Consider the following 26,344-nt stretch of genomic DNA (forward strand, 5'->3'; position numbering starts at 1 on the left):
TCAGGCTTGTCATACGCTTCATACTTCAATATTCTTGCTGAATTATCCCATTTTATTCCTGAAAACGTCCTTGTTGATCAGCTGATTTTCGTGGAAGGGTTTTCTGTATTTTTTTATATATTCCGAAGGTTTCATGCCAAAAAGTTTATTGAACTGTTCGCGGAAATATTTGATATCATTGATACCAACCTGGTACGCCGTTTCGGAAATTGTCGTGTCGGTGGTGATCAGAATTTCGGCCGCGCGGCGCAGCCTGATGAAGCGGATAAAACTGTTGGTCGACTGCCCCGAGATCGACTTGATCCGGTTGTACAATGTCGAGTGGCTCATCCCGATTTCGGCCGCCAGCACCTTAATATTAAAGGTCGGATCGGTCAGGTGATTTTCGACGATGCCGATACAACTTTTGAGGAATTCCTTATACTCCGACGATATCTTGAAATCGTTACTTTGCAGGGTGATTTCGTTGAAGAAATATTTTTGCAGGTCGCTCCGGCTTTTAAGGATTGAAGCGATTTTGGCAACCAGCAGATCCTTGTCAAATGGCTTGCTGATATAATCGTCCGCGCCGCCCTCGATTCCCTGCAGACGGATCTGTGATGAGGAGCTTGCCGTGAGCAGTACAACCGGGATATGGCTCAGCGAAACATCGGCTTTCAGCTGTGCACACATTTCGATCCCCGAAATTCCGTCCATCATGACGTCGGAAATGATGATGTCCGGCAAATATCTCTTGACGAGCATCAGACCCTCTTCACCGCTGACGGCTTCCAGCAGTTTATATTTTCCAGTAAAAATATGTCTTAAATATTGCCGGATTTCGGTATCGTCGTCCACGATAAGCAAGGTGGCAAAGTCCGCACTCAGCTCCTCCATCACGGGTTTGCTTTCGCTGGTAATACCCATTGGTTTTGTTTCCTGGGGCGGAGCTTCTGCAAGTTCTTCAAGAAGGACGGATGCATTTTCTGTTTTGAGGCTTGTTTTGGTATCAGCCGGGAGGGCGTTATGCTTTTTCCAAAGGGTCATTTTAAAAGTGGTGCCTTCTTCTGCGACGGAGTCATAAGTTAAGGTGCCAAAGTGGCTCTCGGTGAACGTTCGTGCCAGAAACAAGCCGATTCCAAACCCGCCTTTGGATGGAAAACGGCTGTCGGCATACTGGTGAAATACAGAGAAGATTTTTTCCTTGGCTTCTTTCGGAATTCCTGGTCCTGAATCAGAAACCAGGATTTGTACCTGATTTTCGGTTTCGGTTAAGTGAACGCTCACCCGGCCATTTTCGGGTGTGAATTTGAGCGCATTGGAAACCAGGTTGAATAAGGCGATCTCAATTTTTTCACGATCCGCCGTGATTTCGATGTCTTCGTTGTCACAGATAAAATCGTAACGGATATGTTTATGTTCAGCCTGATGGGAGAAATACTGAAACACTTCCCGGATTAGCTCAGGCAAGTTATGTACGGCCAGTTTCAGTTCATCCTGTTTTTGTTCGGCCTTCCGGAAAAGCAGAAGCTGGTCGACGAGGCTCAGCAATCTTTTTGCATTACGATAAATGATATTCAGGCTGGTTGCATCCTGCTGCGTATTATTTTCCTTTAAAAGTTCTTTGGCCGGGTTGATGATCAGCGTTAAGGGTGTTCGGAACTCATGCGAAATATGCGTGAAAAACGAGATTTTTTTCTCATTCAGCTCCTTCTCTTTTTGCGTCTCAAAATGCGCCAGCCTGATCTCGTATTGAAGATTGGACTGCCGGATTTTATATTGCTGGTAATAATAAAAAGCCAGCGCGATGGCCGTCACATAGAGCATGTAGGCCCACCATGTCTGATACCATGGCGGCAGGATGCGGATATGCACACTGGCATAGTCGTCAGACCAAATGCCATCCTGATTGGAGGCTTTTACTTTAAAAGTATAGTCGCCGGCGGGTAGGTAGCGATAGGTGGCCGCGTGTTCGTTAAGCACATGGTTCCAATCCTTATCCAGGCCTTCCAGCATGTAGGCAAACTTGCTTCTTTCGGGGTATGCATAGTTCAAGGCGGTGTACAGAATGGAAAAAACGGCTTGTTTCGGATCAAGAACGATTCTTGTATCGTCCGTGATCTGCCGGTTAAGAACCATCTTGCCGTCTTTTTCCAGGCCAACCTGAACGTCCTTTCCAAATAACTGGATGCCTGTCACGAGCACACGGGGGTGGTAGAGCGAAGACCGGATCTGGTCCGGATAAAACAGGTTCCACCCTTCCGTTCCGCCAAAACAGATAAACTTTTCCTTCTCGTTATACAATACCGAACCCGGATTAAACTGACCGGCTTGCAGCCCGTTACTACGGTCAAAATTCTCGACCGAATTGTCAAGCAGATTAATTCTTGACAGACCTTTGTTGGTACTGACCCAGATTTTGGTATCACTTTCTGCCTGTATGGCATTGATAACGTCATTGGCCAGACCATTTTTTTCAGAAAACAGCTTTGCCGTTTTCTTCCGGGTATCGACCATTAAGAGCCCGTTGCCTTCGGAACCCACGAAAAGGCGTTCTTTTTGATCAAGATAAAGTGAAAAAATGATACGGTTGGAAAGGAAAAATTTCTTTTTCGGGTCGTTCAGGTAGGAGGTGAATTTCATGGTTTTTGAATCCAGGTAATTCAAGCCGCCACCATATGTACCAATCCACAGATTACCTCTCTTATCCTCCGTTATCGCTCTTACGTCGTTGGCATTAAGGCTGCTGTTTCCGGGGATAAACTGGCTGAAAGTGCCGCTGGCTCTGTCCATCCTGCAAAGTCCACCGCCGTTGGTGCCAACCCAGATTGTCTTTTTTGAGTCTTCAAAAATTACCCGGACGTCATTTCTGGGAAGGCTCCGGGGATTGCCGGGCTCATTGGCATATTGTTTGAATGAATCCGTTGCCGGGTTGTAAAGGAAGAGGCCTTTCGAATAGGTTCCAAACCATAAGTTGCCGCCGCTATCCCGGTAAGCGGAAATGACTGCGCCGTCCGTCAGACCGCCGGGTTTGTTTGTCGCCGGGTAATGTTTGATTACTTCGCCTGTACTTTTGGTTTTATAAATGCCGTCACCGTCAGTTCCTAGCCATAAATTTCCTTCCTCATCGGTACAAATTCCGTAATATCTCAAGTAACCTTCCGCCCGGTCATCGACGACTTTCTTTTCAAAATGCTGAAATTTTTCGACGATGCTGCTGATCAGATATACCCCCTCGCCGTAAGTCCCGAGCCAGATATTCCGGTCCTTATCCATAAAAAGCGACTGAACTGAACGCTGGGTAATACCTTCGGCACGGGAATTTTTTACAGGTTCAAACGAAAACTCACCCGGTTCGCGGCTTTGCACCTGGGCAAGGTCCAGGCTGTACAGTCCTCCATCCTGCACGCCCACCAGCAGGCGTTTTTTTTGATCTTCCAGCAGCGACAGGCAAATGTTACTTCCGTGAAAGGTATTGAGTTTTAACACATAAAATTTGCCGTTGCTTCGCTTAAAAAAGATTAGCCCTTTTGAGGATGCAATCCAGATATCACCAAGATGATCTTCATAAATACTGTTGATCCGGGCGTCAGGCAACGCCGTCAGATCCAGACCCGATTTGGTCAGTTTGCGGTTTTTATCAATCCGGAAAACCTCGATACCTGAGTCTCGCGTTCCCGCCCATAACATATGGTGCGAATCCTCAAAAACGTTTAAGATCGAATTGGAGGCCAATATGGGCAGGGTATTCTGGTTGTAATAGGTAAAAGTTTTCCTGGCTCTGTTATAGGAGCAGAATCCGTTTCCATTCAAAGAAAGCCATAAATCACCGTTTCTGGCCTGACTGATATCACTCACGTCCGCGTCGACACCTTTCTTGTCAGGAGAAGGGTGATGACGGATAAACTGCTCTTTGTCAGCTGAAAATTCGTTAATTCCATTACGGGAAGAAACCCATATAATTCCGTCTTTGTCTTTAAAAATGGATTTTATATAGTTTCCGGAAAGACTGTTTTTGTTATCGGCATTAAACTTGAATATTTTAAAAGTATTGCCATCAAACTGATTGAGGCCGTCGCTGGTGGCAAACCACATCAACCCCTTATCGTCCTGAACAATGCTGTTGACGATGCCAAAAGAGAGGCCCTGTTTCAGGGTATAATTAAGCACGCGGCCCTTTTCTCTCGGGAATCCAAAAGAAAAAAAGCTGGTAAATAATATCATGAATGCAATCAATCCGGTCTTGCTTTTCACTTTGCAGACATAATCCATACGTCAATTACTGAGAAGTTTTCTCCGTAAAATTACGATTACTTTTGGAATCGGCCGTTTAAATCTCAGAAGCGGGGATAAGTGAAAGCCTGGCAGCCCATTGCGAATGAAACGGTTTTACTGCATATCTAAATAATTTTTATATTTTCAACTGCCGGGAGCGAATTGAGATAAAACAAGCCCAGGCCAACACAAACCCGAAAATCATGAGTTTACTTGACAATAACTTTATTTTACGATTTGCAGTAGTCGTCATTCTGATCATGCATGGCGTTCCCGGCATGTTTGACAACGGCGTGAATGATTTTGGTAATTTATATCTTAATCAGCAGGGATTTGGGCCGTTTGGCGTACCGTTGGCATGGGCGATCAAGTTATCACATGTAGCCGCCGCTGTATGCCTGATCTTTCAAAAGTTTGTCAAATGGGCCTGTGGGATCACCATTATTATCCTGATCATGGGGATCGTGATGGTACATTTTCCGGAAGGCTGGTTTGTGGTAGGAGGCGGGCGTAATGGTGTGGAATTTAACTTTCTGCTGATTGCGGCGCTGCTCACGTTCATGTTTCCAAAGGGGTATAAACAAGCATAACATAAAATGGGCTGCTGTTTGAAAAGCAACTCGTTGGTTGATTCTCAAACAGCAGCCAGCATTCATAGCGACTTAATGTTCTTGATATTAAGGGTTTTGCGTTAGCTTGCTATTCTGATTGATTTCCGCCTGCGGTATGTAATAAACCACCCGTGGATCGGTCGGCAAAACAGTCTGACGAATGTCGGTGGTCGGCGTGTTGTTTTGCGCATGCGTTCCCGGATAATTTCTGACCATCGGCATATTGTTTCTGAATAAGTCATAAATCCGGTGTCCCTCAAAAGCAAGTTCCACATAACGTTCATCAAGAACGGTTTCCAGCAATGTTTTACCTTGTGCCGTAATGCTCGCAGCCGTATGAAGCGCAGTGCCTGAAAGACCCGCGCGGGCGCGGATCAGGTTAACGTCCGTAATGGCGGCTTCCTGCTTCCCGAGTTTTGCGTTTGCTTCGGCCCGGATGAGGTATATATCGGCAAGTCTCAGGTAAACAGGAGAACTTGCATTGATCACATTTTCCTGCAAAGTGAATTTATTGATATAATACATCGGTGTGGCAGGCGTCAGTTTCTGGTTGAACTGCAAAACACCACTGATGTTATAGGGTGTCACAAAGGATTTTCTCAGATCTTCCGGATACTTGGCTATGAAATCAATGTACTTTTTCGAAGCATAAAGTTCGGCCCAGCCGCTTACACCCTGACCCAGCGGATTTCCGGCCTGGTCGCTGCTGATGTACATTGTTCCGATCCCTGCAATCTGAACATTGGTATGACGCACGGCAAAAATCGTCTCTTTGTTACTCTCCGTCGCCATTTTGAAATAACTCGGGTAGTCCGACGATGACAGCAGTGAATATCTTTTGCTATCAATGACCAGATTGGCATATTTGAGCGCATTTTCGTTATCCTCTTTAAAAAGATATATTTTCGAGAGCAACGCATATGCCACCTCTTTGGAAGCATAAATGTTTGTTTTGGTTGATCCCATCAGCGCCGCCGCCGACAGCAGGTCGCTGATGACAAAATCGTAAACCTCTTTTACAGAAGATCTCGATAACGTCAGCACATCTGCATCACTCATGCCTTCCTTCAAAATGGGTACGCCCGGATTGGCGCCGCTGTTTTGCGGATAAGGGCGGCCAAACATTCTGACCAGGTTGAAGTGCACCATGGCTCTCAGAAACAGATTTTCACCTTTTAGTTGTTTCAGTTCCGCCGATGCGTTGTCGGGAACAAAAGCAATGACCTTGTTGGCCGCCGCAATAACCTTATAGGCCTGACTCCAGAAGTTGGTCGCATGAGTGGATGTGTTGATATGCGTATATCGGTAAAGCCTGGTGAGGTCATTGGAAGAGATTTGCCCCTGTGCGATTTCATCACTCGGGTATTCCATCATGTAATGACCGCTGGTTGTGTAATTAGCGTGCAGGAGCATGGAATAAGTTCCTATGGTAACCGTCTGAACGTCGGATTCGTTGGCAAGTGCAGTGGTTTCATCAATGGTTGTCGTTGGTTCGAAATACTGCTCGCATGAAGCTGAAAACATCGTTATCAGCCCAAGAGTAAGGAATAATTTTATGGAATTGAACTTGATCATGACCTGATATTTTACAAAGTGAAGTTAACGCCTAACAAAAATTTACGGCTTATCGGGTATTTTATGCTGGATAAGCCCAACGCAAATTCGCCTTCGCGGGCAAAGGAAACTTCCGGATCTGTTCCCGAGAATTTGGTTCCTGTCCATAGGTTATCCGCGCTGAGGAAAATGTTGGCTCTCGAAAATCCGATCTTTTTTACAGCCCGTGCCGGAATGGTATAACCTACCCGTACGTTTCTCAAACGAATGTAACTGCCATCTTCCAGGTATCGTGAAGACGACTGGTTGGAGTCTTTGTTTCCGCCCACAATGGGTTTCGGGTGTGTGGCAACATCGCCGGGTTTTTCCCAGCGCGACCAGCCCTTGGCAAGTACCATGGCGTTGTAGCTTTCATACAATCCGTCGTTGTCGAAGTAAAAACGGCTGTCGTTGTACACCCAGCTTCCGTAAACAAAATTGAAAAATGCAGAGACCGTGAAACCTTTGTAGCTGAACGTATTTGAAAATCCTCCCGTAAATTTAGGTGTAGCCGATTTGCCGGTAAACTGCCGAGATTGTGCCGTTTGCACGCTGCTGTAAACGTTTGTCAGTTCTTTGGTAATAACACCGTTGGCATCCGTTACCAGTTTTTCCCATTGCGGATCCCCGTTTTCAGGGTTTACTCCCGCCCAGATCGGCAGGTTGTATTCGCCCATGTCATGTCCTGCTGCCAGTGGCAAACGGTTACCCGGAGCGAAAGTGGCTGCGCCATTACTTAATTCAAGGATTTTGTTGCGGTTGAAAGCCATGTTCAGGTTGGTTTCCCAGGTGAAATCGCCGCCTGTGAAATTTCTGGTGGTCAGGTTGAATTCCACTCCTCTGTTTCTTACAGATCCTGCATTCACCCACACATAACTATATCCGGTGGTCGCTGTGAGCGGTTTTTGATATAAAAGGTCGTCGGATGTTTTGTTATAAACATCGATACTCAAATCAGCTCTGTTCCATAAACTGATGTCAGCCCCGATGTTGGAAGACTTGATTTTTTCCCAGGTCAGATCCGGATTTCCTTTCTGGAAAGGCGATGCTCCCGGCAAACCTGCGTAACTGGCCGACTGAGATATCGAATATAAACCCAGTGACGCAAAGTTTGGAATCGTGGCATTTCCGACAATCCCGTGGCTCAAACGTATTTTAGCAAATGTGAGTGTTTTGTTGTTTTTTAGGAAATTTTCATTCGACAGTACCCAGGAAGCACCTAGCTGATAGAAGTTGGCTGACGAATTGTTTTTTCCGAAAAGGGAAGAAAACTCATTGACAAAGGAGCCAACTAAAAAGTAGCGGTTGTCATAACTGTAATCCGCCTGACCAAGAAACTTGCGGAATGCCACCTGCTCGCTGTATGCTGTGGGAGAGGTTAATACGTTGGTCGCCACAGACATTACATCGTGCCCGGCCGGAAGCCCTTTGCCCGAAACCGTTGCATAATAATTATAGGATGTTTCTGCTTCGGCAACACCCAGCACGGTCAGGCTGTGTTTGCCGAAATCTTCACTGTACCGGATCCTGTTTGAAGTCAGCAAACGGTTGGCATTGGTATTTCCGTTGTATAACTCTCCGCCGTTGGCTCCACCCTGTTTGGTGCGTCGGTCATAATAGGTAACCGTAGATCCGTTGCTGAAATTGGCCCGGTTATAGCTGGAAAGCGTAATATTTTTTGTCAGATCGTAATCCAGGTTCACATCCAGGCTTGTTCTCAAACTTTTTCCATTGGCATAGTTGTACTGTAACGATTGCAGGAAGTTTTCACGATCGCGCCCCAGCCATTTTGGGTAATAACGTCCATCGACCGGAGCACCGTTTGCATCATAAGCAGGGTCGAAAGGCAGGTTGACATAAGCATCATACAACGTGTTGCTGTTCTGGTAATTATCCTTGGTGTACTGTCCGTTGAAAAGTACCGACGCTGTTAATTTGCTGGTCAGGTGGGACTTCATATTGGCCCGGAAGTTATAACCGGTCTTGTCATTCTCCACAACCGTTCCCTGTTCCTTGTAATAATTTGCAGAGATGTAATACGTGGTTTTGTCGGTGCCTCCCGAGGCAGAGATATTGTGATTATTGACAAACGCCGTTCTGAATGCCTCGTTCCACCAATTGGTGTTGGTTGATAACGCCGACGGGTCTCTTGGGTAAAATGAGCTCTGGTAGTCATAGAGTTGCTGCGAATTCATGAGTTTGAATTTCCCGCTGCTGGCTTCTGCAAAACCCAGTGTATTGTTCACACTGATCTCCGTTTTGCCTGCTTTCCCCATTTTGGTATTTACAATGATAACGCCATTGGCGGCGCGGGAACCGTACAAACCGGTAGCCGCAACATCCTTCAATACCGTAATGCTTTCCACGTCGACGGGGTTATAGGTACCGTCAATGTTTCCATCCACGACATAAAGCGGGGAGGTGCCGGCTGATATTGTTCCTGCACCCCGGATCACGATACTGGCTGCTTTCGTAGGATCACCGGAGCCCGAAGAAACCACGACACCGGGCGCCTTGCCTTGCAGCAGGTTAGGTAACTCGTTGGAGGTGACGTCGCGGAGTTTTTCGTTGTTGATCGTGGAGACTGAACTTGATAAATAACGCAGTTTTTTTGCTGAGTATCCAACCACCACCACTTCGTCAAGGCCTTTTACATCGGATTCGAGCACAATGTCGAGTGTTTTGGCGCCATCTACAACAACCTCCCGGGTTGCATATCCGATAAAACTGAAAATAAGGGTGGATCCGGGTGTAGAAATGCTCAGGGAGAAATTCCCGTTTGCATCGGAGGTTGTTCCCTGGGATGTCCCTTTTACGACGATAGTAACACCGGGCAGTGCTTCTTTTTCGGCACTGGTAACAGTTCCTTTGACTGTGAATTCGGCGGCGTTAATGCGCTGGCTTATCCGGTTTGTGGTGCCGTTGTCAGGCGCAGCATTCAGTGCTGACGGCAGGAGAGACATCACAGCCACACCTGATGTAACTAACCGGTACAAAATTTTGGAAAATTTGTTTTTCATAAGTGTTAGTTGTGGTTAAATGGAATAGGTTAGAATTTAATTCTATGAGTAGTCTTAAAAGTAAAATTAATCTTTAATCTGATATTCGCAATAGCGATGAATAAAAAAGTGTGCGCACACACATGTATATTTTGATTGTGTGTGCGAACACTATATATTTTGTATAGGTCCGTAATCGATACAAATGCCCAGGGAAATGATTCGGGTTAGGGGAGAAGTTTGAGCCTCAGACGACTTTTATTTTGTAGGATTTTCTTATCAGCCTGATGGACAGCCAGAGGCCGCACTTATTGGTAATGTTTAACGGCTATTAAATTCTTTATATCAAGGTTTATTTGTTATTATTTGGACTAAATATAAACAAATATCTATATTTGCTTCAAACTATGTAGCCAGTGAATAAACCTGTACCCGATAAAAGTGAACTTTTCAGAATCAATGATCAGTCGTTTAAGCTGATCTATAACAAACATTGGGAGAAATTATATACTGTTTGTTATAGTAAAATCAATGATTCGGAGGTCGCAAAGGAACTGGTGCAGGAAATTTTTTTCTCACTTTGGCAAAGAAAGGATACGCTGACCATCGAAGGCCCTGTCGAACATTACCTGCTCAGAGCAGCCAAGTTGAAAACACTGGAATATTACCGGCTTCTCACCATAAGGACGCGGCATCTTGAAAACGTCCGGGATCAACAAAAAACAGAAGAAAATACGACGCTCGACCATGTCGAGCTGAATGAGCTCAATGCCCAGCTGCAACATTTTGTCCATGCCATGCCGGGGCAATGCAGAAAGGTATTTGAATTAAGTCGTTCACAAGGATTAAATACCAGAGAAATTGCCACCGAAATGGTACTTTCTGAAAAGACGGTGAAAAATCACCTTACGCGTGCACTACATTTCCTGAAAGAAAAACTGGACAAAGGCACAGGGTATTCTGCGGTCTGAATTCGTTTTTGAAACAATGAATGAACATTTTTGAACGTGCCGGTTTAAGTATTAAAAAAAAGTATCCGGTATTTTAAAAATATTTCCCTCCGTATTGGGACTGATGTGCCTTTTGTTCAACTTGTATTATATAGGGAAAGCAACAAATGAAAATAACAGCACAGATTCTGGCAAGATACAGCGATGGAACCGCAACTTCCGAAGAAATTTGGGCGGTGACGCTGTGGCTGGCTTCGGAGGAAACGGAATCCGCGGCATCTGTCTTCCCGGATCCTGAAAGCAAAGAAAAAGTCAGGTTGGAAATTGAATATGTGCTCGACCGGCATATCGCTCTCTATCAGCGTAAGGAACGTCGTGATTTAAAAACAACCTTTGCCTGGTACGCTGCCGCAGCCTGTCTGGTCATAGGCTTTTGGATCAACGGATTTTATCAGAATTCGAAACCGTTTTCCGAGGAGAATATAACTTCCTATGACAATCTGCTTGGGGAAAACAGTAAGAGTTTTACAACTTCTTCCGGGCTTGTTTTTACGCTCGCGCCCCATAGCAAGGTCCTGGCCAATACCAATTATTCCGAGCAAACCAGCAGCATTCATTTTTGCGGTGCGATGGAAATTACCAACCGGTCGGGGAGAGATATGAAAGTCGTTTTTAGTTCAGACTGCAAGAAATCAAATAACGCTAAACAGATCATAACATGTAAAGAAGGAAAATCCTATGTCGCTCTTCAGCATAACATGCAAAAAGAGGAGATCATAGTCGTCAACCGTAACCGGATCAGTGATTTACCCGGACAGGTTGTAATATAAACCAAAAAAAAGAACCGCACGGCGCCAACCGTACGGCTCATCCCGCATCACTACGGGAACTCTTAAAGTCGTCAAAAATTAAAAGTAATGCAAATTAACAAAATCTTGCTTACAGGCATACTCTGTGCCTGTTCTTTACTATCGTTCGCCCAAAAAGCAACAATTTCCGGCACGGTCAAGTCTGTCGAAGGGGAATTGCTGCCGGGTGCAACCGTCGCGCTGACCGGCACGAGCAAGGGTACATTCTCCAATTCGGAGGGGAATTATTCGTTGCAGGAGGTAAGTCAGGGAAAGTACACGTTATCCGTTTCGTTTCTGGGATATGAAAGCCACAAACGGGAAGTGGTGGTGAAAGCCGGCGAGCACCATAAATTTCATATCAAGCTTAAATCTTCTACCAAAGAACTCGAAGCGGTTTCGGTTATCGGGCTTACGGAGGTGAAGGAAACCGCGAAACTCGCTTTTAACATAACGGCCATTGATGCCAAACAACTGCACAACACGACCATGGATCTGTCCAATGTGCTCGACAGGGTTTCGGGCGTTCGGGTGCGGGAGACGGGTGGTGTAGGTTCCAGTTTTAACTTTTCGCTGAACGGCTTTACCGGAAAACAGGTGAAGTTTTTCATGGACGGTATTCCTATGGATAATTTTGGTTCGTCATTCCAGCTGAATAATATTCCTGTCAACCTTGCGGACCGTATCGAGGTTTACAAAGGCGTTGTGCCGATCTGGCTTGGCGCTGATGCCCTGGGTGGTGCTGTGAATATCGTAACCAATCCCAACCGCAGAAATTATCTGGATGCTTCCTATTCTTTCGGTTCTTTCAATACGCATAAAACGGCAATTAATACCGGAATTACGACGGCAAACGGGTTTACATTTCAGCTGAATGCCTTTCAAAATTATTCCGACAACAACTACTGGGTCAATGTGGATGTCGTTCCGGATCTTAACACGGGGCTTTCCATTCCAAGCCGCGTAAGAAGATTTCACGACACGTATCGCAATGAAACTGTTATCGCCAATGTGGGTGTGGTCAACAAAAAATTTGCGGATCGTTTGATTGTGGGGATTACATTGGGGCAGAACAAGGCGGATATTCAGACGGGTAACCGCATGTATGATGTGTTCGGGGAAAGACGCAGGAAAGGAAATATCGTTATGCCAACGATCAAGTACACGAAAAAAGATCTGTTTGTTAAAGGGCTTAATCTGAGCTTTAACGGAAACTTTAACCTCGGACAGGAGCAGTCGATCGATACCGCTTTTAAACAGTACAACTGGCTCGGTGATTTCATTTACAAGGGAAGTAACCCCAACATTCCGGGAGGGGAGCTCAGCCGGAATTTGTATAAATACCGAAACAATAACGGCCTTTTCAATGCAAACCTGAGTTATCAGATCAGCGAAAAACATTCCCTTGTGCTGAATAGTACCTACAATACTTTTAACAGAAAAGGAGAAGATGTATTAAATCCGAACGACGAGTCGATCCGCCTGCCTAAAAAAACGGACAAAAATGTGATCGGACTTGGTTATCGTTACGATATCAGTTCAAAATGGAACACCACGTTTTTCTTCAAGGAATATATTCAGAAAAGCAAGTCTTCGAATGTGCTGAACAACGAGTACTTTATTCAAAAGAACAAGTTTACGCAAAATGGTTATGGTCTGGCAACAACCTATTTTATCCGCCCCAATCTTCAGGTGAAAGGTTCGTATGAGAAAAGCTACCGTTTGCCGGAAAATGATGAGCTGTTTGGCGATGTGATCAACCTGGCTTCCAATACAAACCTCCGTCCGGAAAGCAGCAACAATTACAATCTGGGCGTGAATTATACCACATCCATCAACAGGGTTCATCATCTCTACTTTGACGCCAACCTGATTTATCGTTCGGCGAAGGATTTTATCCGTCCAAGCCTTTACAGTTCTTTTGGCAGGGCGGTTCAGCAGATGGTTAACCTTCGTGACGTGACCAACAGCGGAGCTGACGCCGAAATCCGATATTCTTATAAACGTTTATTCAATGCCGGTATCAATGTTACCTACCAGAATATCCGCAATAATACCAAATACGAAGGCTCAACTACTGTCGTGAGTCCGGTGTACAAAGACCGCATACCCAACATGCCCTATCTTTTTGGGAATGGAAATGCGTCGTTGTTTTTCCAGAACGTGGGCGGAAAAAGCAATACACTGACGATCGGATACAATCTGCTTTATGTGCATGAATATTATCTCCGTTGGCCAAGTCAGGGAGCTGCCAGCAGCAAGCTGACGATTCCCGAGCAGCTGGCGCATGACGCGAGCATCGTTTATTCGATGGCGAATGGAAAGTATAACATCGCTTTTGAATGCCGGAACCTGACCGACGCAACGCTTTACGATAATTTCAGCTTGCAGAAACCAAGCAGATCTTTCAATATCAAACTGCGGTATTTTCTTGTGAAATAATGGCCATGAAAAATCTTATAATCCAGTTTTAATTAAAAATCAATAAAAAGTGATGAAAACAAACAGCGTGTTACTCGCTATGTTTGCGGCAGGTATGCTATGGATGGCGTCATGCAGCAGTGATGATGAAAAAGGGACAGAGCCTACACCGGAGCCTAAGGAAAAATCAAAGTATGTTTTTGTAGCTTATTCCGTGGGATCCAGCGGCGAAACCGCGCCCTATATTGTGACGGCGGACTCTGTTTCGGGAGGAACTTTAACGACATCGGGAGGTGGCGTGGAAACGGATGCTTACTCGTTTATTTCACAAAATAATACCCTTTATGCGATGGTTTATGGCGGGCAGGGGCCGATTACGCCTTACAAACTCGATGCCAAAGGGGCTGTCAGTCAGGTGGGAAATACGGTTAATGCAGTTACGGCAGGTATTTACGGTACGGTCAATGCGGACGCTTTCGTAGGCGCCCAGATTTCCAGAAGCAAATCCGATCCGACTGCGACGTTTTTCAAATTTGACGCGAAGAATAATATCCTTGCCGGTAAAAGCACGGTGGATTTGTCGAAGATCACCGGACACGATGAAATGGCCACTTTTTCAGGTGTATTCCAGGTTGATTCCAAGCTTTATGCCCCTTATTACGCAACGCCGGGCGAGAGTGGAAAAACAACCAAATATTTGGATAGCACCTGGATCGCGGTGTTCAGTTATCCGGCGATGGAGTTTCAGAAAGTCATTCGTGACGGTCGCACGGGCACCATCGGCAGCTGGTTTGGTATGCAGGGGGTTAAGCAGATTGAAAACGGTGATGTTTACGCCTGGTCGTCTGCAACGGGTTCTAAAAATCCTTCGGCGATTTTGCGTATCAAAAAAGGAGAGGAGCAGTTCGATCAGAGTTATTTCTTTAACGTGGAGCAAAAAACAGGTTTGAAGATCAACCGCGGAGACTATGTTGCCAACGGAAAATTCCTGATGTCGATTTTTACGGCGGGTAATGTTTCTACGAACGGTATTTCAGGCGGCCGGGTTAAACTTGCGATCGTTGATGTTAACAACCAGACTGTTACCTGGGTGGACGGAGTGCCCGAGCATGCGACACTGGCTTATAAAAACAAGACTTATTACGAGGGCGACGGCAAAACGATCCAGTATGTGCTGAAAAGTGATGACGGGAAATTCGCCGTTTATACGATCGACGCAAGCACGGCAAAAGGTAAGAAGGGACTTGTATTTGACTCCATCAGTGACGTGACAACCATTACAAAACTGACTTATTAAATTTGATCTGACTTATGAAAACGAATAAATTTATACTTTCCATGGCATGGGCGGCGATGTTCGGACTTGCCGCTTGCAGCAGCGACGACGAAAAGGAATCCACGCCAACGCCTGAAACAGGTGCCAGGTCAAAATATGTTTTTGTGGCTTATTCCGTAGGTTCTGAGGGGATTGAAAAGGCGCCCTACATCATTTCCGCGGATTCGGTAACGGGTGGAAAAGTGGGGCTTTCCCTGGGGATCGAAACCGATGCCTATTCATTTATACCTTTAAATAACACACTTTTTGCGGCAGTCTGGGGTGGGCAAGGGCCTATCACGCCCTACAAACTGGATGGAAAAGGTGCTATTGTGCAGGCTGGCAATACCGTGAACGCTGTGACGGCGCCTATTTATGGCGCGGTTAACGACGAGGAATGGGTTGGCGGCGGTTTTGTTGAAGGGAAATCAGATCCGATGTCAACATTATTCCGTTTCAACGCTAAAAATCTCATTCTTTCAGGGCGTAATACCATTGATATGAGCAAGATAACCGGCAATGGCGAGATGCCTTCCTGGTATGGCGTTTTCCCGGTTGATAAGGATAAGCTTTACATTCCTTTCGAGTGTTTTCCGGGAGTAGACGGGCAGACAACAAAGTTGAAAGATAGTACCTGGATCATGGTGGTCAGTTATCCTGACCTTAAATTCCAGAAAGTGATCCGTGATGGCCGCACCAGTTATATCGGAAACTGGTTTGGCATGCAGGGTTTAAGACAAATCGAAGACGGTGATGTGTATGCCTGGTCCACTGCTGCGGACTCGAAGAATCCGTCTGCCATTATCCGTGTAAAAAAGGGAGCGGACCAATTCGATCAGACGTATTTTTTCAATGTCGAAGAGAAAACCGGTCTTAAAATTTCCCGCGGAGATTATATCAGCGGCAGTAAATTCCTGATGGCATTTTACTCGACAAAAGCGCAGGCAACCGAATGGGCTGGCCGTATAAAACTGGCTGTGGTGGATGTAAAAGCCGAAACCATTACCTGGGTTTCGGGCGTACCGGAGCATGCACAGATGCCATACAAGCAAAAAACATTTGTTGAAAGTGACGGAAACACGGTACGTTATGTGATGAAGGATGATGCCGGTACGCACTATGTGTACACGATCGACGCCAAAACAGCCGTGGGTAAAAGAGGTCTTCAGTTTGAAGGCATCAGCGATATCACAACCATATCGAAATTATCTTACGAGTAATTTTTCAGACAGACAGTCTGTTGGCTTGTTGGCAGACTGTTTGTTCAACTTTGTGATCAAAAAGACGACGGAAATATAGATTTTTTTTAAACACACCTTCGGGGAAATCTGATTTATGCTACTTATAGTTAAGTGGCAGTTACTTCATTCCAAACCGTTTTCAGCATTTTATACACACCATGATATTCAAAATATTACGAGGATTTGTAACGGAATCAAAAGTATAGCCATGAAATTTTATAACCTATCAGAATCAGCAGGCAAAAGGGCAGCCGGAAAAAAGACGGACGGGAAGTCACTCTTTCGCAGGGTTAACGACTGGTTGCATTTGTGGCTGGGCCTGGCTTCGGGAATTATCGTGTTAATCGTCTGTGTGACGGGCTGTATATGGGTTTTTAATGAAGAGATAACCATGCTGATGGAGCCGGAGAACAATGTGGTTGTGGAGAATAAAACGACAATCGCGCCTTCGGAAATCCGGCATATTGTTTCAGGTCTTTATCCCGGCAAAAAAGTTACTTATGCCAATTATCATCAGGGCCGCGCCATTAACGTGGGGGTGGGGCAGTGGGAGGATAAAATCCGCTACACAGTCAAACTGAACCCTTATTCCGGAAAAGTGCTGAGCATAGTAACGCACCATAAAGACGAAACGGATTTTTTTCGCTGGGTGCTCAACGGTCATCGCTTTTTGTGGCTGCCTTATGAAATCGGACGACCGATCGTTAATTATGGTACGTTGATTTTCGTGGTGCTGCTGATCACGGGGCTTATCTGGTGGTATCCCAAAAAATGGACGCAGTCGACCAGGGATAAAAGCTTTAAAATCAAATGGAACGGTTCGTTCAAAAGAGTTAACCTTGATCTGCACAACGTACTTGGTTTTTATAGCCTGCTTTTCCTGCTGGCTATTGCCCTTACCGGCATGGTTTGGGGCATTGAGTGGTACAGCAAAGGCTTATACTGGACGACATCCGGCGGGCAGACCCTGCCCGAATGGAAGGAAAGCGCTTCGGATTCTTTGCAGCTCAACAAGTTTTACAAACCTGATCAGGCCATGAACAAAGCCTGGGCCAGTGTTGCCAAGGCTCATCCGGATGCACAGGGATTTTATTACAGCTATCCGGATACACTGGATGCCAAATCGACAATCGGGATAACGATTTACCCAAGTGCACATCAATTTTACAATAACGAAAGTTACACATTTGACAGGCACACCCTAAAACGACTGTCGGATAATGAGCTCTATGATACGCCTTATGCCCAGGCCTCGTTCGGTGCCCGGCTACGCAGAATGAACTATGACATTCACATCGGAAGTATTCTGGGATTTCCGGGAAAGGTGCTTGCTTTTTTTTCTTCGCTGATCGGCGCGTCACTTCCTGTGACCGGTTTTATCATCTGGTGGGGGAAACGTAAAAAGAAGCCGAAGAAATTGAAAGGTCAGCCAGCAGAGGATCTGCCATCAACGAATACAGTATACACACAGAAAAAAGTTCCGGCTTTCAAGCCAGGGCAAGCAAAGTCCAGGTCGGGTATTCGATCGGCATCGGTACAGCACAATCTTAATGATCAATAATTCCAATTCAATTAATTTAAGTTTATCATGTTAAAAAAACTCACCTTACTTGCGTCAGCAATTCTTTTAAGCGCCGGAAATATTTTTGCACATGCGTTGTGGATCCAGACCGCACCGGTTGGGAAAGCAGGTCAGAAACAAACCGTTAAGATCATCTATTCCGAGCCGGGAGAAACACCGGAAAAACTGGCCGACTGGTACTCGGATGTAAAAGAGTTTGAACTTTGGCTCACCGGTCCCGATAAGCAAAAGGTTAAGCTGACAACCACAGCGGGCGCCGATCATTTTACCTCTGAATTTACTCCTGAAAAGGACGGCGTATATACGTTATCGGTTGGGCATACTTCCAAAGATCTGGGCGGCACAACGGTATATCAGTTCAACGCAAATGCGGTGGTAAATGTAGGGAAGCCGGTTGCAGGAAACGATGCCGTAAGCAGTACAGACCTTAGCATTTTTTCGGGTCAGGCAGCGAAGGTCAACAAACCTGTCAGCCTGAAAGGATTGTTTAAAAATGCCCCGTTTGAAAAGCTGTACATCACGGTTTCTTCCCCTTCGGGCTGGTCGAAGCAAGTTGTGACAGATGAAAAGGGCAATGCAGAATTTGTGCCGATCTGGCCTGGGGTATATTTTATCGAAGCTTCAAAAAGCTGGAAGGAAGAGGGGAAATTAAACGGGAACGATTACAAAGCTTTCTGGCGCGCAGCGACTTTACTGGTGGATGTTGTCAAATAAAAAGAAAGTTGCGGCAGTGAATTTCATAAGCTGCCGCAATTTATCTGATCAAACTGTGGCGGATAGACAAATTATCCCAAATTTGCCTTTACTTTACACTTTCAATATTTCCCTGATGCTGAACACGCCTGGTGCCTGACCCATGAAACTAAGTCTCCATTCCCTTCTGATTATTCTTGCAGCTGTTATCACGACAATTTCGTGCGACAAAAAGCCGGATAAGACCGACGAAAGAACGGATGCGAAGTATGGAATTGTTGTTTTTGCGGGCGAAGATCTTGACGAGGAATATCTGCTGCCGGTAAACTCACTTACGCAGGGTGAACTGAAAATTTCTGAAAATTCGGAAAAGATTTACAGTCTGGTTATGGCTTGCCGCGCCGGGTATTATTATGGAATCGATGACGGGAAGCCGGTATTCACCAAGTATAAGCCGACCGACAAAGGGCTGGTAGCCGTAGCGGGAATACCTTTTGACAAAATCCCCTGGAAGGTTTATGAAAGTTGGTACAGCTGGGTGGATGACCGGACGCTTCTGATCGGGAGTACCCTGGCCGGGAAGCAGTTTACATACAGCATCGTTGATGTGGTGGCCATGAAGTTGCTTTCTCATGGAAATTTAAATATTCCGCTGCCACCCAATGGATTGAAATACGGTGGTGTGATCGGCGCTTTTCGTGACAACAGGCTGTTTGTCGGATACACGCATTATGAAGGATGGCAAAGTAAAACCCCGCCCGTTGACACCACTTTTGTTGCCGTCATCGACTATCCGTCCATGAAAACGATCAGTGTTCAAAAAGATACGCGTTCTACCTGGCCCGGAGGTGTTTACCTGCATGCACCTTATTCTTTTCAGCAGGAGGGTGATATCTATTTTCTGGCGGCTCCGGGGGGGCGTACACATAGTCACCCATCGGCGCCTTCGGGTATTTATCGTATCAAAAAGGGTGAGGAAAAGCTGGATCCGGATTATTTTTTCCAGGTTACGGACAACAAAAAGCAGGAAACTTATCTTCTCTACCATCTTGGAAATGACAAGGCGCTGGTGAAGATGATCGACAAAGACAGGATAACGAAATACATGGATTATGTCAACGGGTATTTGGCAAAATATTATGTGCTGGATTTAAAAACACAAACGAAAACGTTGTTGAATCTGCCGCTCAGTGCGCTGACCTTTACCGAGAATGTACTGGTTGAAAACGGGAAAGCTTATATCTCCATCAGTGAAAATGAGCGGGAGTCGCACATCTGGGCGTATGATGTAAAATCCGGCACTCTTAAAAAAGGATTGAAAGTTCAGGGCCGGGTATTGCTGATCAACAAACTTAAAGAAGACTAAATTATACTTCATCAACGAACACAAACATCAACAGGATGGCAGTTTGTAGCTGCCATGCAAATCTAATGTCATGAAAAAAATCAGGAATTTAGTATTCCTCTGCCTGCTTTTGGGCAGAGCAGGGACGGTCGTTTACGGGCAAATCACTGCTTCGGTGACCGGGCAACTCAAAACTTCCACAGGTCAGGGAATCGAATTCGCAACGATTGCGCTTTACAATGCCAAAGATTCGAGTATCGTAAAAGGTACGCTGAGCGACTCGGCAGGGCGGTTTATTTTTGAAAAAATTCCGTTTGGAACCTATTGGGTCAGTGCGGGTTTTCTGGGCTTTAAAAACTATAACTCAAAATATTTCACACTTTCGGAACGGGAACAAAAGCACCACCTGGGCATTTTATCGATGGTTTCTGACGACAAAATGTTGGATGCGGTGACGATCACGGCGCAAAAACCGCTGATCGAGCAACGAATGGACCGGACTGTCCTGAATATTGAAAGCAGTATTCTGGCCGAAGGGAATACGGCATTGGAGCTCCTGGAAAAAGCACCGGGCGTAACGGTAGATGATGAGGGAAATATTTCCATGAAAGGGAAACCGGGAGTTAGTATCATGTTGAACGGCAAACTGACCTACTTATCGCAGCGCGAACTGACAACCCTTTTGCGCGGTACTTCCTCGGGATCGGTTTCCAAAATTGAACTGATTACGAACCCGTCTGCCAAATACGATGCGGCCGGCAATTCGGGAATTATCAATATCGTGCTTAAAAAGAATGAAAAGGTCGGTATCAATGGCAGTGTTTATGGCAACCTGGCTCGCAGCCGCGCGAATCGCTACGGCGGAGGTACCAGCCTGAACTACCGGAGCGGAAAACTGAATGTCTTTGGCAGTTATGACCACGCTTTTCGCGGGGAAGTTGAATATCTGGAATATGTCAGAAGGTTTTATGACGGAGAGAAGAAAGGGGAGCCCAACCGGATCTCTTACCAGAACTCGGCCACGAACGAGCCTTTGTATACGAATAATTTCAAAGTCGGAGCCGATTTTTTCCTCAATGAAAAAAACACCTTTGGCGTCCTGATGAACGGCAATTTTGGGAAATATATCAACGATAATAATACGACCAATAAATTGGTTTCTGTCGATGGGACGATGATCAGCCAGCCGCAGACGCACAACGATAACCTGGACCGGTGGAACAGCAACGCGTATAACCTTAACTACGTACATCGTTTTGATACCGAAGGACGGGAGTTGTCGGCTGACTTGGATTTTTCGAGGAATGATAACCGGTCGAGCCAGAGCATGGATACCCATTATCAGGCAGAGAGCCCGGCGCTGGAAAGGCGGTCGGTGAGACGGGGGAAAGTGCCGTCGATCACGGATGTGTACGTTGCCAAAATCGATTACGCACATCCGTTTGGGGAGAAAGCCAAGTTTGAAACCGGACTGAAAAGCAGTTATGTTTCGGTGGATAACAACCTGAAATACGATACCCTCAGAAATGACCAGTGGGTGCCGGATGCTTCGTGGAGCAACTATTTTACCTATAAAGAAACCATTCATGCCGGTTATGTCAATTTCAGCAAGGAGTTTGGTTCGCTAAGTGTACAGGCAGGGCTTCGGGCAGAAAACACGCAGACGGAGGGACATCAGGTAACCACGGATTCACTTGTGAAAAGAAACTATTTTCAGCTTTTCCCGAGTTTGTTTGTGACCAAAACTTTTACAAAAGAGCACAGCGGCCAGTTTTCATACAGCCGGAGGGTGGAGCGCCCGGATTATTCGGATATGAATCCGTTCCGTTTTTTTCGCGATCCTTTCCTGTATTATGAGGGGAACCCGTTTCTAAAACCGGAACTGACGCACTCGGTTGAGGTGAGCCATACGTACAAGGGGAAATTCATTACGGCCATCAATTACAGCTATACAGCCGATGTCATGAACTGGATGATGGGGCAGGTAGACTCTCTGAACACCACATATCAAAGCCCGCAAAATCTGAAAAGTTTCATCAATTACGGCATCAGTTTTACAGCTTCGTTACAGCCGGCAAGCTGGTGGAGCAGCAATAATTTTACCAATGTTTTCAGAAACCAGTACAAAGGTGACCAGAAAGGCGGTGACCTGAACAATGCCATTACAAGTTTTACTATAAATACTCAGAACAGTTTTCAGTTTAAAAATGGCTATTCGGCAGAGCTGAGTGGGTTTTTTAATTCAAAGTCGGTGTATGGCGTATTTGTGTCAAAGGCTTACTATGTGATTTCAGCAGGCGCGCAGAAGCAGGTGCTTAGTAAAAAAGGAACGATAAAACTGATGGTTAACGATATTTTCCAGACACGTCAGCGCCGCCAGACGGCCAGGTATGAAAACCTTGACATGACCGGTCACATCCGTTTCGACAGCCGCATGGCAACGCTTTCTTTTTCGTACCGGTTTGGAAAAGATATTACACCGATGCGTAAGCGGAATTCGGGCAGCGAAGATATTCAGAACCGTGTAAAAGGTGGAAATTAAGTCATGGAGCAGGGAATGGAGAACAAAACGGGCCAGGCCAGTTTTGTTCAGCAGCTCATCATCGAGTGTAAAGTCAGAGGGGTAAGAATGTCATCAAAACGAATTCAGGTGGCCGCTTTTCTGGAACGCGCAGGCACGTACATTGACGCTGACGAACTCCTGCTGCTGATGCGGCGGGAGAGAATTAAAATCAGTATTCCTTATGTTTACCAGTGTCTTAACTGGCTGGTGGATTTCAATTTTGTGATCAGAAACTACGAAAACAGAAAGTATAAGTACTGTATCAATCCGGATGTGGCCGCGAGATAAGGTAACCGGTTGAAGAATGCCGGATAACCAGGGATGGCTCCTGGATTTCGGGGTTATATCAGGTTCGCGGGAAAACGTAAATACAAACGCAAATGAAAAAAGGCTTAACAAGGTTTTTGAAAGGAGTGCTCTTTTTCTTTTTAGCAGTGCTGGTGATGGGCACCTTGTATGAGCATGGCGCTCAGATGTATTTTAACAGCAAAAGACCTCCTCAAAACGAGTTCTGTGACATAAATGGCGTCAGAACACACTTTGTGAAAAAGGGCGAGGGCGGTCCGACGGTCGTATTTCAATCCGGGCTCGGAGGCGATTATAAAATATGGGAACAGATACAGGATTCTGTTTCAAAACACACGACGACCATCTCCTATGACCGGGCAGGTCTGATGTGGAGCGAGGGTGGTGCACAAACAAAGACGCTCGAAAGTATTACCTCGGAACTTGAACAGCTGCTTGAAAAAACAAATTGTCCCAAGCCCTATATTCTGGTTGGGCACTCACTGGCGGGCATCACGCTTCGTCCTTTTGTGCGGGATCATCAGCAGGATATTTCCGCCGTTATTTTTGCCGACGTATCGCACCCGCTGCAAATAAAAAATGCTTCGAAAGAGTTAAAGAAATATTTGGTTGTACCTCCGAAATGGCTCGTTTCGGTATTGATGGAAACAGGGATAGCGCGACTTTATTTTTCGTATAAACCATTCATGACTGATCTCCCGCTGAAACACTGGATGAACAAACACGTGCGGGACTATTTCTATAAATCCTATCAAACATTTCTGCAAGAAGCCGTGGATGATGATCCGATGTTTGAACAGGTGGAGGTCATTACTTCATTCGGCGATATCCCGCTCACCGTAATCACGGGAGGGTATCCCAACGGAGCTGATTTTCTCGGTGAAAAATCACTGGCAACGGAATACCTCACTTTACACCGTCAGCAGCAAAAAGATCTGCTCAATTTATCTTCTCACAGTAAACAGGTTATTGCGCATAACAGCGGACATTATGTGCCTTTGCAGGATCCGGAGGTTGTGATTGAGGCGATTTTGGAATTCGTTTCCAGATAGAAATTTTATCCTCCCGGCATTATTCATGCGTTACATGGATAATGCCGGGAGGATTTATTGAATCCCTAGGCTGGCTCTCGCAAAGCCTGTGATAGGGGTATTCCCGTTGTTAGAAGTTGCCGAAATAAACATCATCAGATGTGTTCCTCCGGGAACAAATAAGTCAAGATCATTTCTCAAAACCTGCAATGCCACCGGATTTCCAGCGCCTTTGGCCATAAATGCATATTGTCCCGTGTAGTAAAAAGAGACACCATTATCCGACCGATAAATTTTAACATAGAGATAGACCTCCTGTGTTGGAACTGCGCCTGTAAAAGTGAATGAGGCAGAAAGAAATTTGATCGTTCCGTTTATTGGCATAATCATCGCATGATTAACATTATTTCCCAAACCCGATGTAACATCGATCGTTGGCGTTGTGGCGGGAACATCCAGTGTGGCATTACTGAATCCGATGATGCTGCCAAGATTTTCCAGCCCCGAATGTTGTGGAATTATGCGTACCGGAACTCCGGACGAAAATGGTATGATGGAAAGTGTATTATGAGGTGCGTCCGGCGCGGTGCTTAACTTGATCCACTGGGCACCCTGACGAAAGTAAAAGCCTGGTGCCTGATCCGTTTGGTATATTAGCAATCCTTCGGCGGGAGCAGTAATTGCATTACGTTGAGCTTGTGTCATGCGTGGCGTAAGCATTCCTCGCGTGGTCGAATTTACGTCCAGTTCTGAGCTAGGGTCTGGTGTAAGTGTACCCAGTCCCACTTGGGCGAATAAAACATTTCCAGAAATCGTTAACGCAAAAAGGATGAGGTAAGTAAGGAAGTTTTTCATTTTGATATGTTTGGAGCGTTACAAATATTAAAATAGAAATATAGATAGATTGTAGGTCAGCCTGGTCAGGTTATTGCCGGATCACTTTTAGTGATTGGCTTGTTCCATTTTTGTTTTTAACATTGATTAAATAAGCTCCTGCGGGCAGTGCGCCCATACTGACAGACGACCCGTTTTTTAAGTCAGCATCAATTTTATTTTGCGTTTGATATAGGATCCGACCGTGTAAATCGCTGATCTGAATGACTTCAACATCAGCCCAGTTTTTTACGGTAATGATCGCTTTATCGATGACCGGATTTGGATACACCGAAATGATATCTTCAACAGGAAAATTCACATTCCGTGCAAGGCTATACGCATAAGTACCATCATGATCGACCATTTTTAACCGGTAGTAATTCTGGCCGGGAAAAGGAGCGGTGTCTGTAAAATAATACCGAACGGGTTTGGTACTTTCGCCCTTCGCCAATACGGAGCCTTTGGACTTCCAGATATATCCGTCTGTTGATGACTGAATATCAAAAAGATGGCTGTTTGTTTCGGTGCTCGTAGACCAGTCGAGCAGTACTGTTTTTTCCTCTTTTTTAACATTAAAACGAACAAGCGTAACGGGAAGTGGGGTTGGGCTGATTGCGGTAATGCCCTTAACATTTCCGGAGAGGCTATTAGACAAGTAGTTAACAGTGGGAGCAGAGGTGCTTCCCGTAGTTTCGGTAAAAGGTCCGCCGGATGCGCTTGAATAGGTGATCTGCAAAGATGATTTTGTATTGCCATTTACCTCATCGTCTTTATAAAACAAGCCGATGATACCGTTAAAATTGACGGGTGAAGCAAAACTGTAAACACGTTTGATTCCCTGAGTCGAATTTCGGGGAATGGGTGTATTAGAAATCGCAAGAATATTGTCCGCGATTGTCAAATCGGGTGTAGGTTGCAAGGTCAAACCGTAAAGATTCACCGGATGGCCGCCTTTGATAAAAAGCCCTCTGGATCCAGCCGTAAATTGAGCGTTCGCAGCAACGTTTTGAAATACGAAATAGAGAATAAAAATACATGGATGTTTCATTTTGAAGGAGTTTCATGTTTACGTTGTTATTTTCGATACTGCAAATGCGATCAGGTATATGCCCAAGGGAGACTTTGTTATAGCGCACAATGTTTCCGTTTTATGGTTTGTTCCATAAATAGAGTGATGGAGAAATTGTGACCGAATGCGGATGCATTTTAGCAATAATTTAACCGGCTTTTATAAAAAGAAGGTTTTGCTAAAATTGCATAAAAGAAAGATTTTTGGATAAGGCATAGAAGATTTTCCTATCCGGGAAATGGCGATGGGTAACCGGTTCCGGCAAAGTAAACTTTTGAAATGTTGTTGTGAACGCGAACTGAATAATTTTCATAGAGGAGAGGAATTAAGTTAGTTTATGCCTGCACATATCTTCCGTCGCAATTAAACTTAGTACAAAAACAGGGTCGTTTACTGTATATGTTCCAAAAGGTACAAATAAACTTATTTAACGGCACACAAGTTAATATATCCCCGTTTTTGATTAAGTCCCTTATTGTCAGTGTTTATTGACGCAGGATTCAGATTGTAATACAATTTGGTCTGAAGAACGGTTACCATGAGCGTTTCGCGATCCGATCCTGGGTCGACTTGCGTCACGGAACTAACGGTTATTGGATTAATGATGTAAATATCTCAATAAGCGTGCTTAAATTCGTGAAGAACGT

17 protein-coding genes are annotated in these 26,344 nt (G+C 45.3%); 12 read left to right on the top strand and 5 right to left on the bottom strand.

Annotation, left to right across the window (positions count from 1 at the left end):
• Nucleotides 1–42: 42 nt before the first annotated feature.
• Nucleotides 43–4,251: a two-component regulator propeller domain-containing protein gene (locus M1L62_RS16070; protein WP_254560623.1), complete on the bottom strand. Its 4,209-nt coding sequence runs from the start codon at nt 4,249–4,251 to the stop codon at nt 43–45.
• Between the two features lie 206 nt (nt 4,252–4,457).
• Here M1L62_RS16070 and M1L62_RS16075 point away from each other — a divergent pair, with 206 nt between their 5' ends.
• Nucleotides 4,458–4,844 (top strand): DoxX family protein, encoded by a 387-nt coding sequence (locus tag M1L62_RS16075; RefSeq protein WP_254560624.1) that lies wholly within the window; start codon nt 4,458–4,460, stop codon nt 4,842–4,844.
• Between the two features lie 87 nt (nt 4,845–4,931).
• Here M1L62_RS16075 and M1L62_RS16080 read toward each other — a convergent pair whose 3' ends face one another.
• Together M1L62_RS16080 and M1L62_RS16085 are read right to left on the bottom strand one after the other, a co-directional pair.
• Nucleotides 4,932–6,440 carry a RagB/SusD family nutrient uptake outer membrane protein gene (locus tag M1L62_RS16080; protein WP_254560625.1) on the bottom strand — a complete coding sequence of 503 codons (1,509 nt, stop codon included), beginning with the start codon at nt 6,438–6,440 and terminating at the stop codon, nt 4,932–4,934.
• 11 nt (nt 6,441–6,451) lie between these two features.
• A complete protein-coding gene (locus M1L62_RS16085; RefSeq protein ID WP_254560626.1) occupies nt 6,452–9,478 on the bottom strand; it encodes a SusC/RagA family TonB-linked outer membrane protein in 3,027 nt (1,008 codons plus the stop codon).
• A 395-nt stretch (nt 9,479–9,873) separates the two neighbouring features.
• Between M1L62_RS16085 and M1L62_RS16090 the strand changes: the two genes are divergently transcribed.
• The 11 genes from M1L62_RS16090 (at nt 9,874) to M1L62_RS16140 (ending at nt 23,773) form a co-directional block, all read left to right on the top strand.
• Nucleotides 9,874–10,428 (top strand): RNA polymerase sigma-70 factor, encoded by a 555-nt coding sequence (locus M1L62_RS16090; protein WP_254560627.1) that lies wholly within the window; start codon nt 9,874–9,876, stop codon nt 10,426–10,428.
• A gap of 146 nt (nt 10,429–10,574) precedes the next feature.
• Nucleotides 10,575–11,237, top strand: coding sequence for a hypothetical protein (locus M1L62_RS16095; RefSeq protein WP_254560628.1), 663 nt, complete (start codon nt 10,575–10,577; stop codon nt 11,235–11,237).
• A gap of 87 nt (nt 11,238–11,324) precedes the next feature.
• Nucleotides 11,325–13,697 carry a TonB-dependent receptor gene (locus M1L62_RS16100; RefSeq protein WP_254560629.1) on the top strand — a complete coding sequence of 791 codons (2,373 nt, stop codon included), beginning with the start codon at nt 11,325–11,327 and terminating at the stop codon, nt 13,695–13,697.
• Nucleotides 13,698–13,749: 52 nt separating this feature from the next.
• Nucleotides 13,750–14,973 (top strand): DUF4374 domain-containing protein, encoded by a 1,224-nt coding sequence (locus tag M1L62_RS16105; protein ID WP_254560630.1) that lies wholly within the window; start codon nt 13,750–13,752, stop codon nt 14,971–14,973.
• A 14-nt stretch (nt 14,974–14,987) separates the two neighbouring features.
• Complete coding sequence (locus tag M1L62_RS16110; protein WP_254560631.1) at nt 14,988–16,211, top strand: DUF4374 domain-containing protein; 1,224 nt, start codon at nt 14,988–14,990, stop codon at nt 16,209–16,211.
• A 229-nt stretch (nt 16,212–16,440) separates the two neighbouring features.
• Entirely contained in the window at nt 16,441–17,793 is a 1,353-nt protein-coding gene (locus M1L62_RS16115) for a PepSY-associated TM helix domain-containing protein (protein ID WP_254560632.1), read from the top strand.
• Between the two features lie 27 nt (nt 17,794–17,820).
• Complete coding sequence (locus M1L62_RS16120) at nt 17,821–18,528, top strand: DUF4198 domain-containing protein (RefSeq protein WP_254560633.1); 708 nt, start codon at nt 17,821–17,823, stop codon at nt 18,526–18,528.
• Nucleotides 18,529–18,670: 142 nt separating this feature from the next.
• The gene (locus M1L62_RS16125) at nt 18,671–19,873 is read left to right on the top strand and encodes a DUF4374 domain-containing protein (protein WP_254560634.1); all 1,203 of its coding nucleotides are present in this window, start codon (nt 18,671–18,673) and stop codon (nt 19,871–19,873) included.
• 70 nt (nt 19,874–19,943) lie between these two features.
• Nucleotides 19,944–22,394, top strand: coding sequence for an outer membrane beta-barrel protein (locus tag M1L62_RS16130; protein ID WP_254560635.1), 2,451 nt, complete (start codon nt 19,944–19,946; stop codon nt 22,392–22,394).
• A gap of 15 nt (nt 22,395–22,409) precedes the next feature.
• On the top strand, nt 22,410–22,703 hold the full coding sequence (locus M1L62_RS16135; RefSeq protein WP_254560636.1) for a transcriptional repressor: 294 nt from the start codon (nt 22,410–22,412) through the stop codon (nt 22,701–22,703).
• 92 nt (nt 22,704–22,795) lie between these two features.
• On the top strand, nt 22,796–23,773 hold the full coding sequence (locus M1L62_RS16140) for an alpha/beta fold hydrolase (protein WP_254560637.1): 978 nt from the start codon (nt 22,796–22,798) through the stop codon (nt 23,771–23,773).
• 54 nt (nt 23,774–23,827) lie between these two features.
• On the opposite strand, the gene M1L62_RS16145 is transcribed toward M1L62_RS16140, so the two are convergent.
• Nucleotides 23,828–24,607: a phage tail-like protein gene (locus M1L62_RS16145; RefSeq protein WP_254560638.1), complete on the bottom strand. Its 780-nt coding sequence runs from the start codon at nt 24,605–24,607 to the stop codon at nt 23,828–23,830.
• A 70-nt stretch (nt 24,608–24,677) separates the two neighbouring features.
• Entirely contained in the window at nt 24,678–25,676 is a 999-nt protein-coding gene (locus tag M1L62_RS16150; protein ID WP_254560639.1) for a T9SS type A sorting domain-containing protein, read from the bottom strand.
• Between the last annotated feature and the right edge of the window lie 668 nt (nt 25,677–26,344).

Source organism: Dyadobacter diqingensis (assembly GCF_024220585.1).
In the GTDB taxonomy this organism is placed as follows: domain Bacteria; phylum Bacteroidota; class Bacteroidia; order Cytophagales; family Spirosomataceae; genus Dyadobacter; species Dyadobacter diqingensis.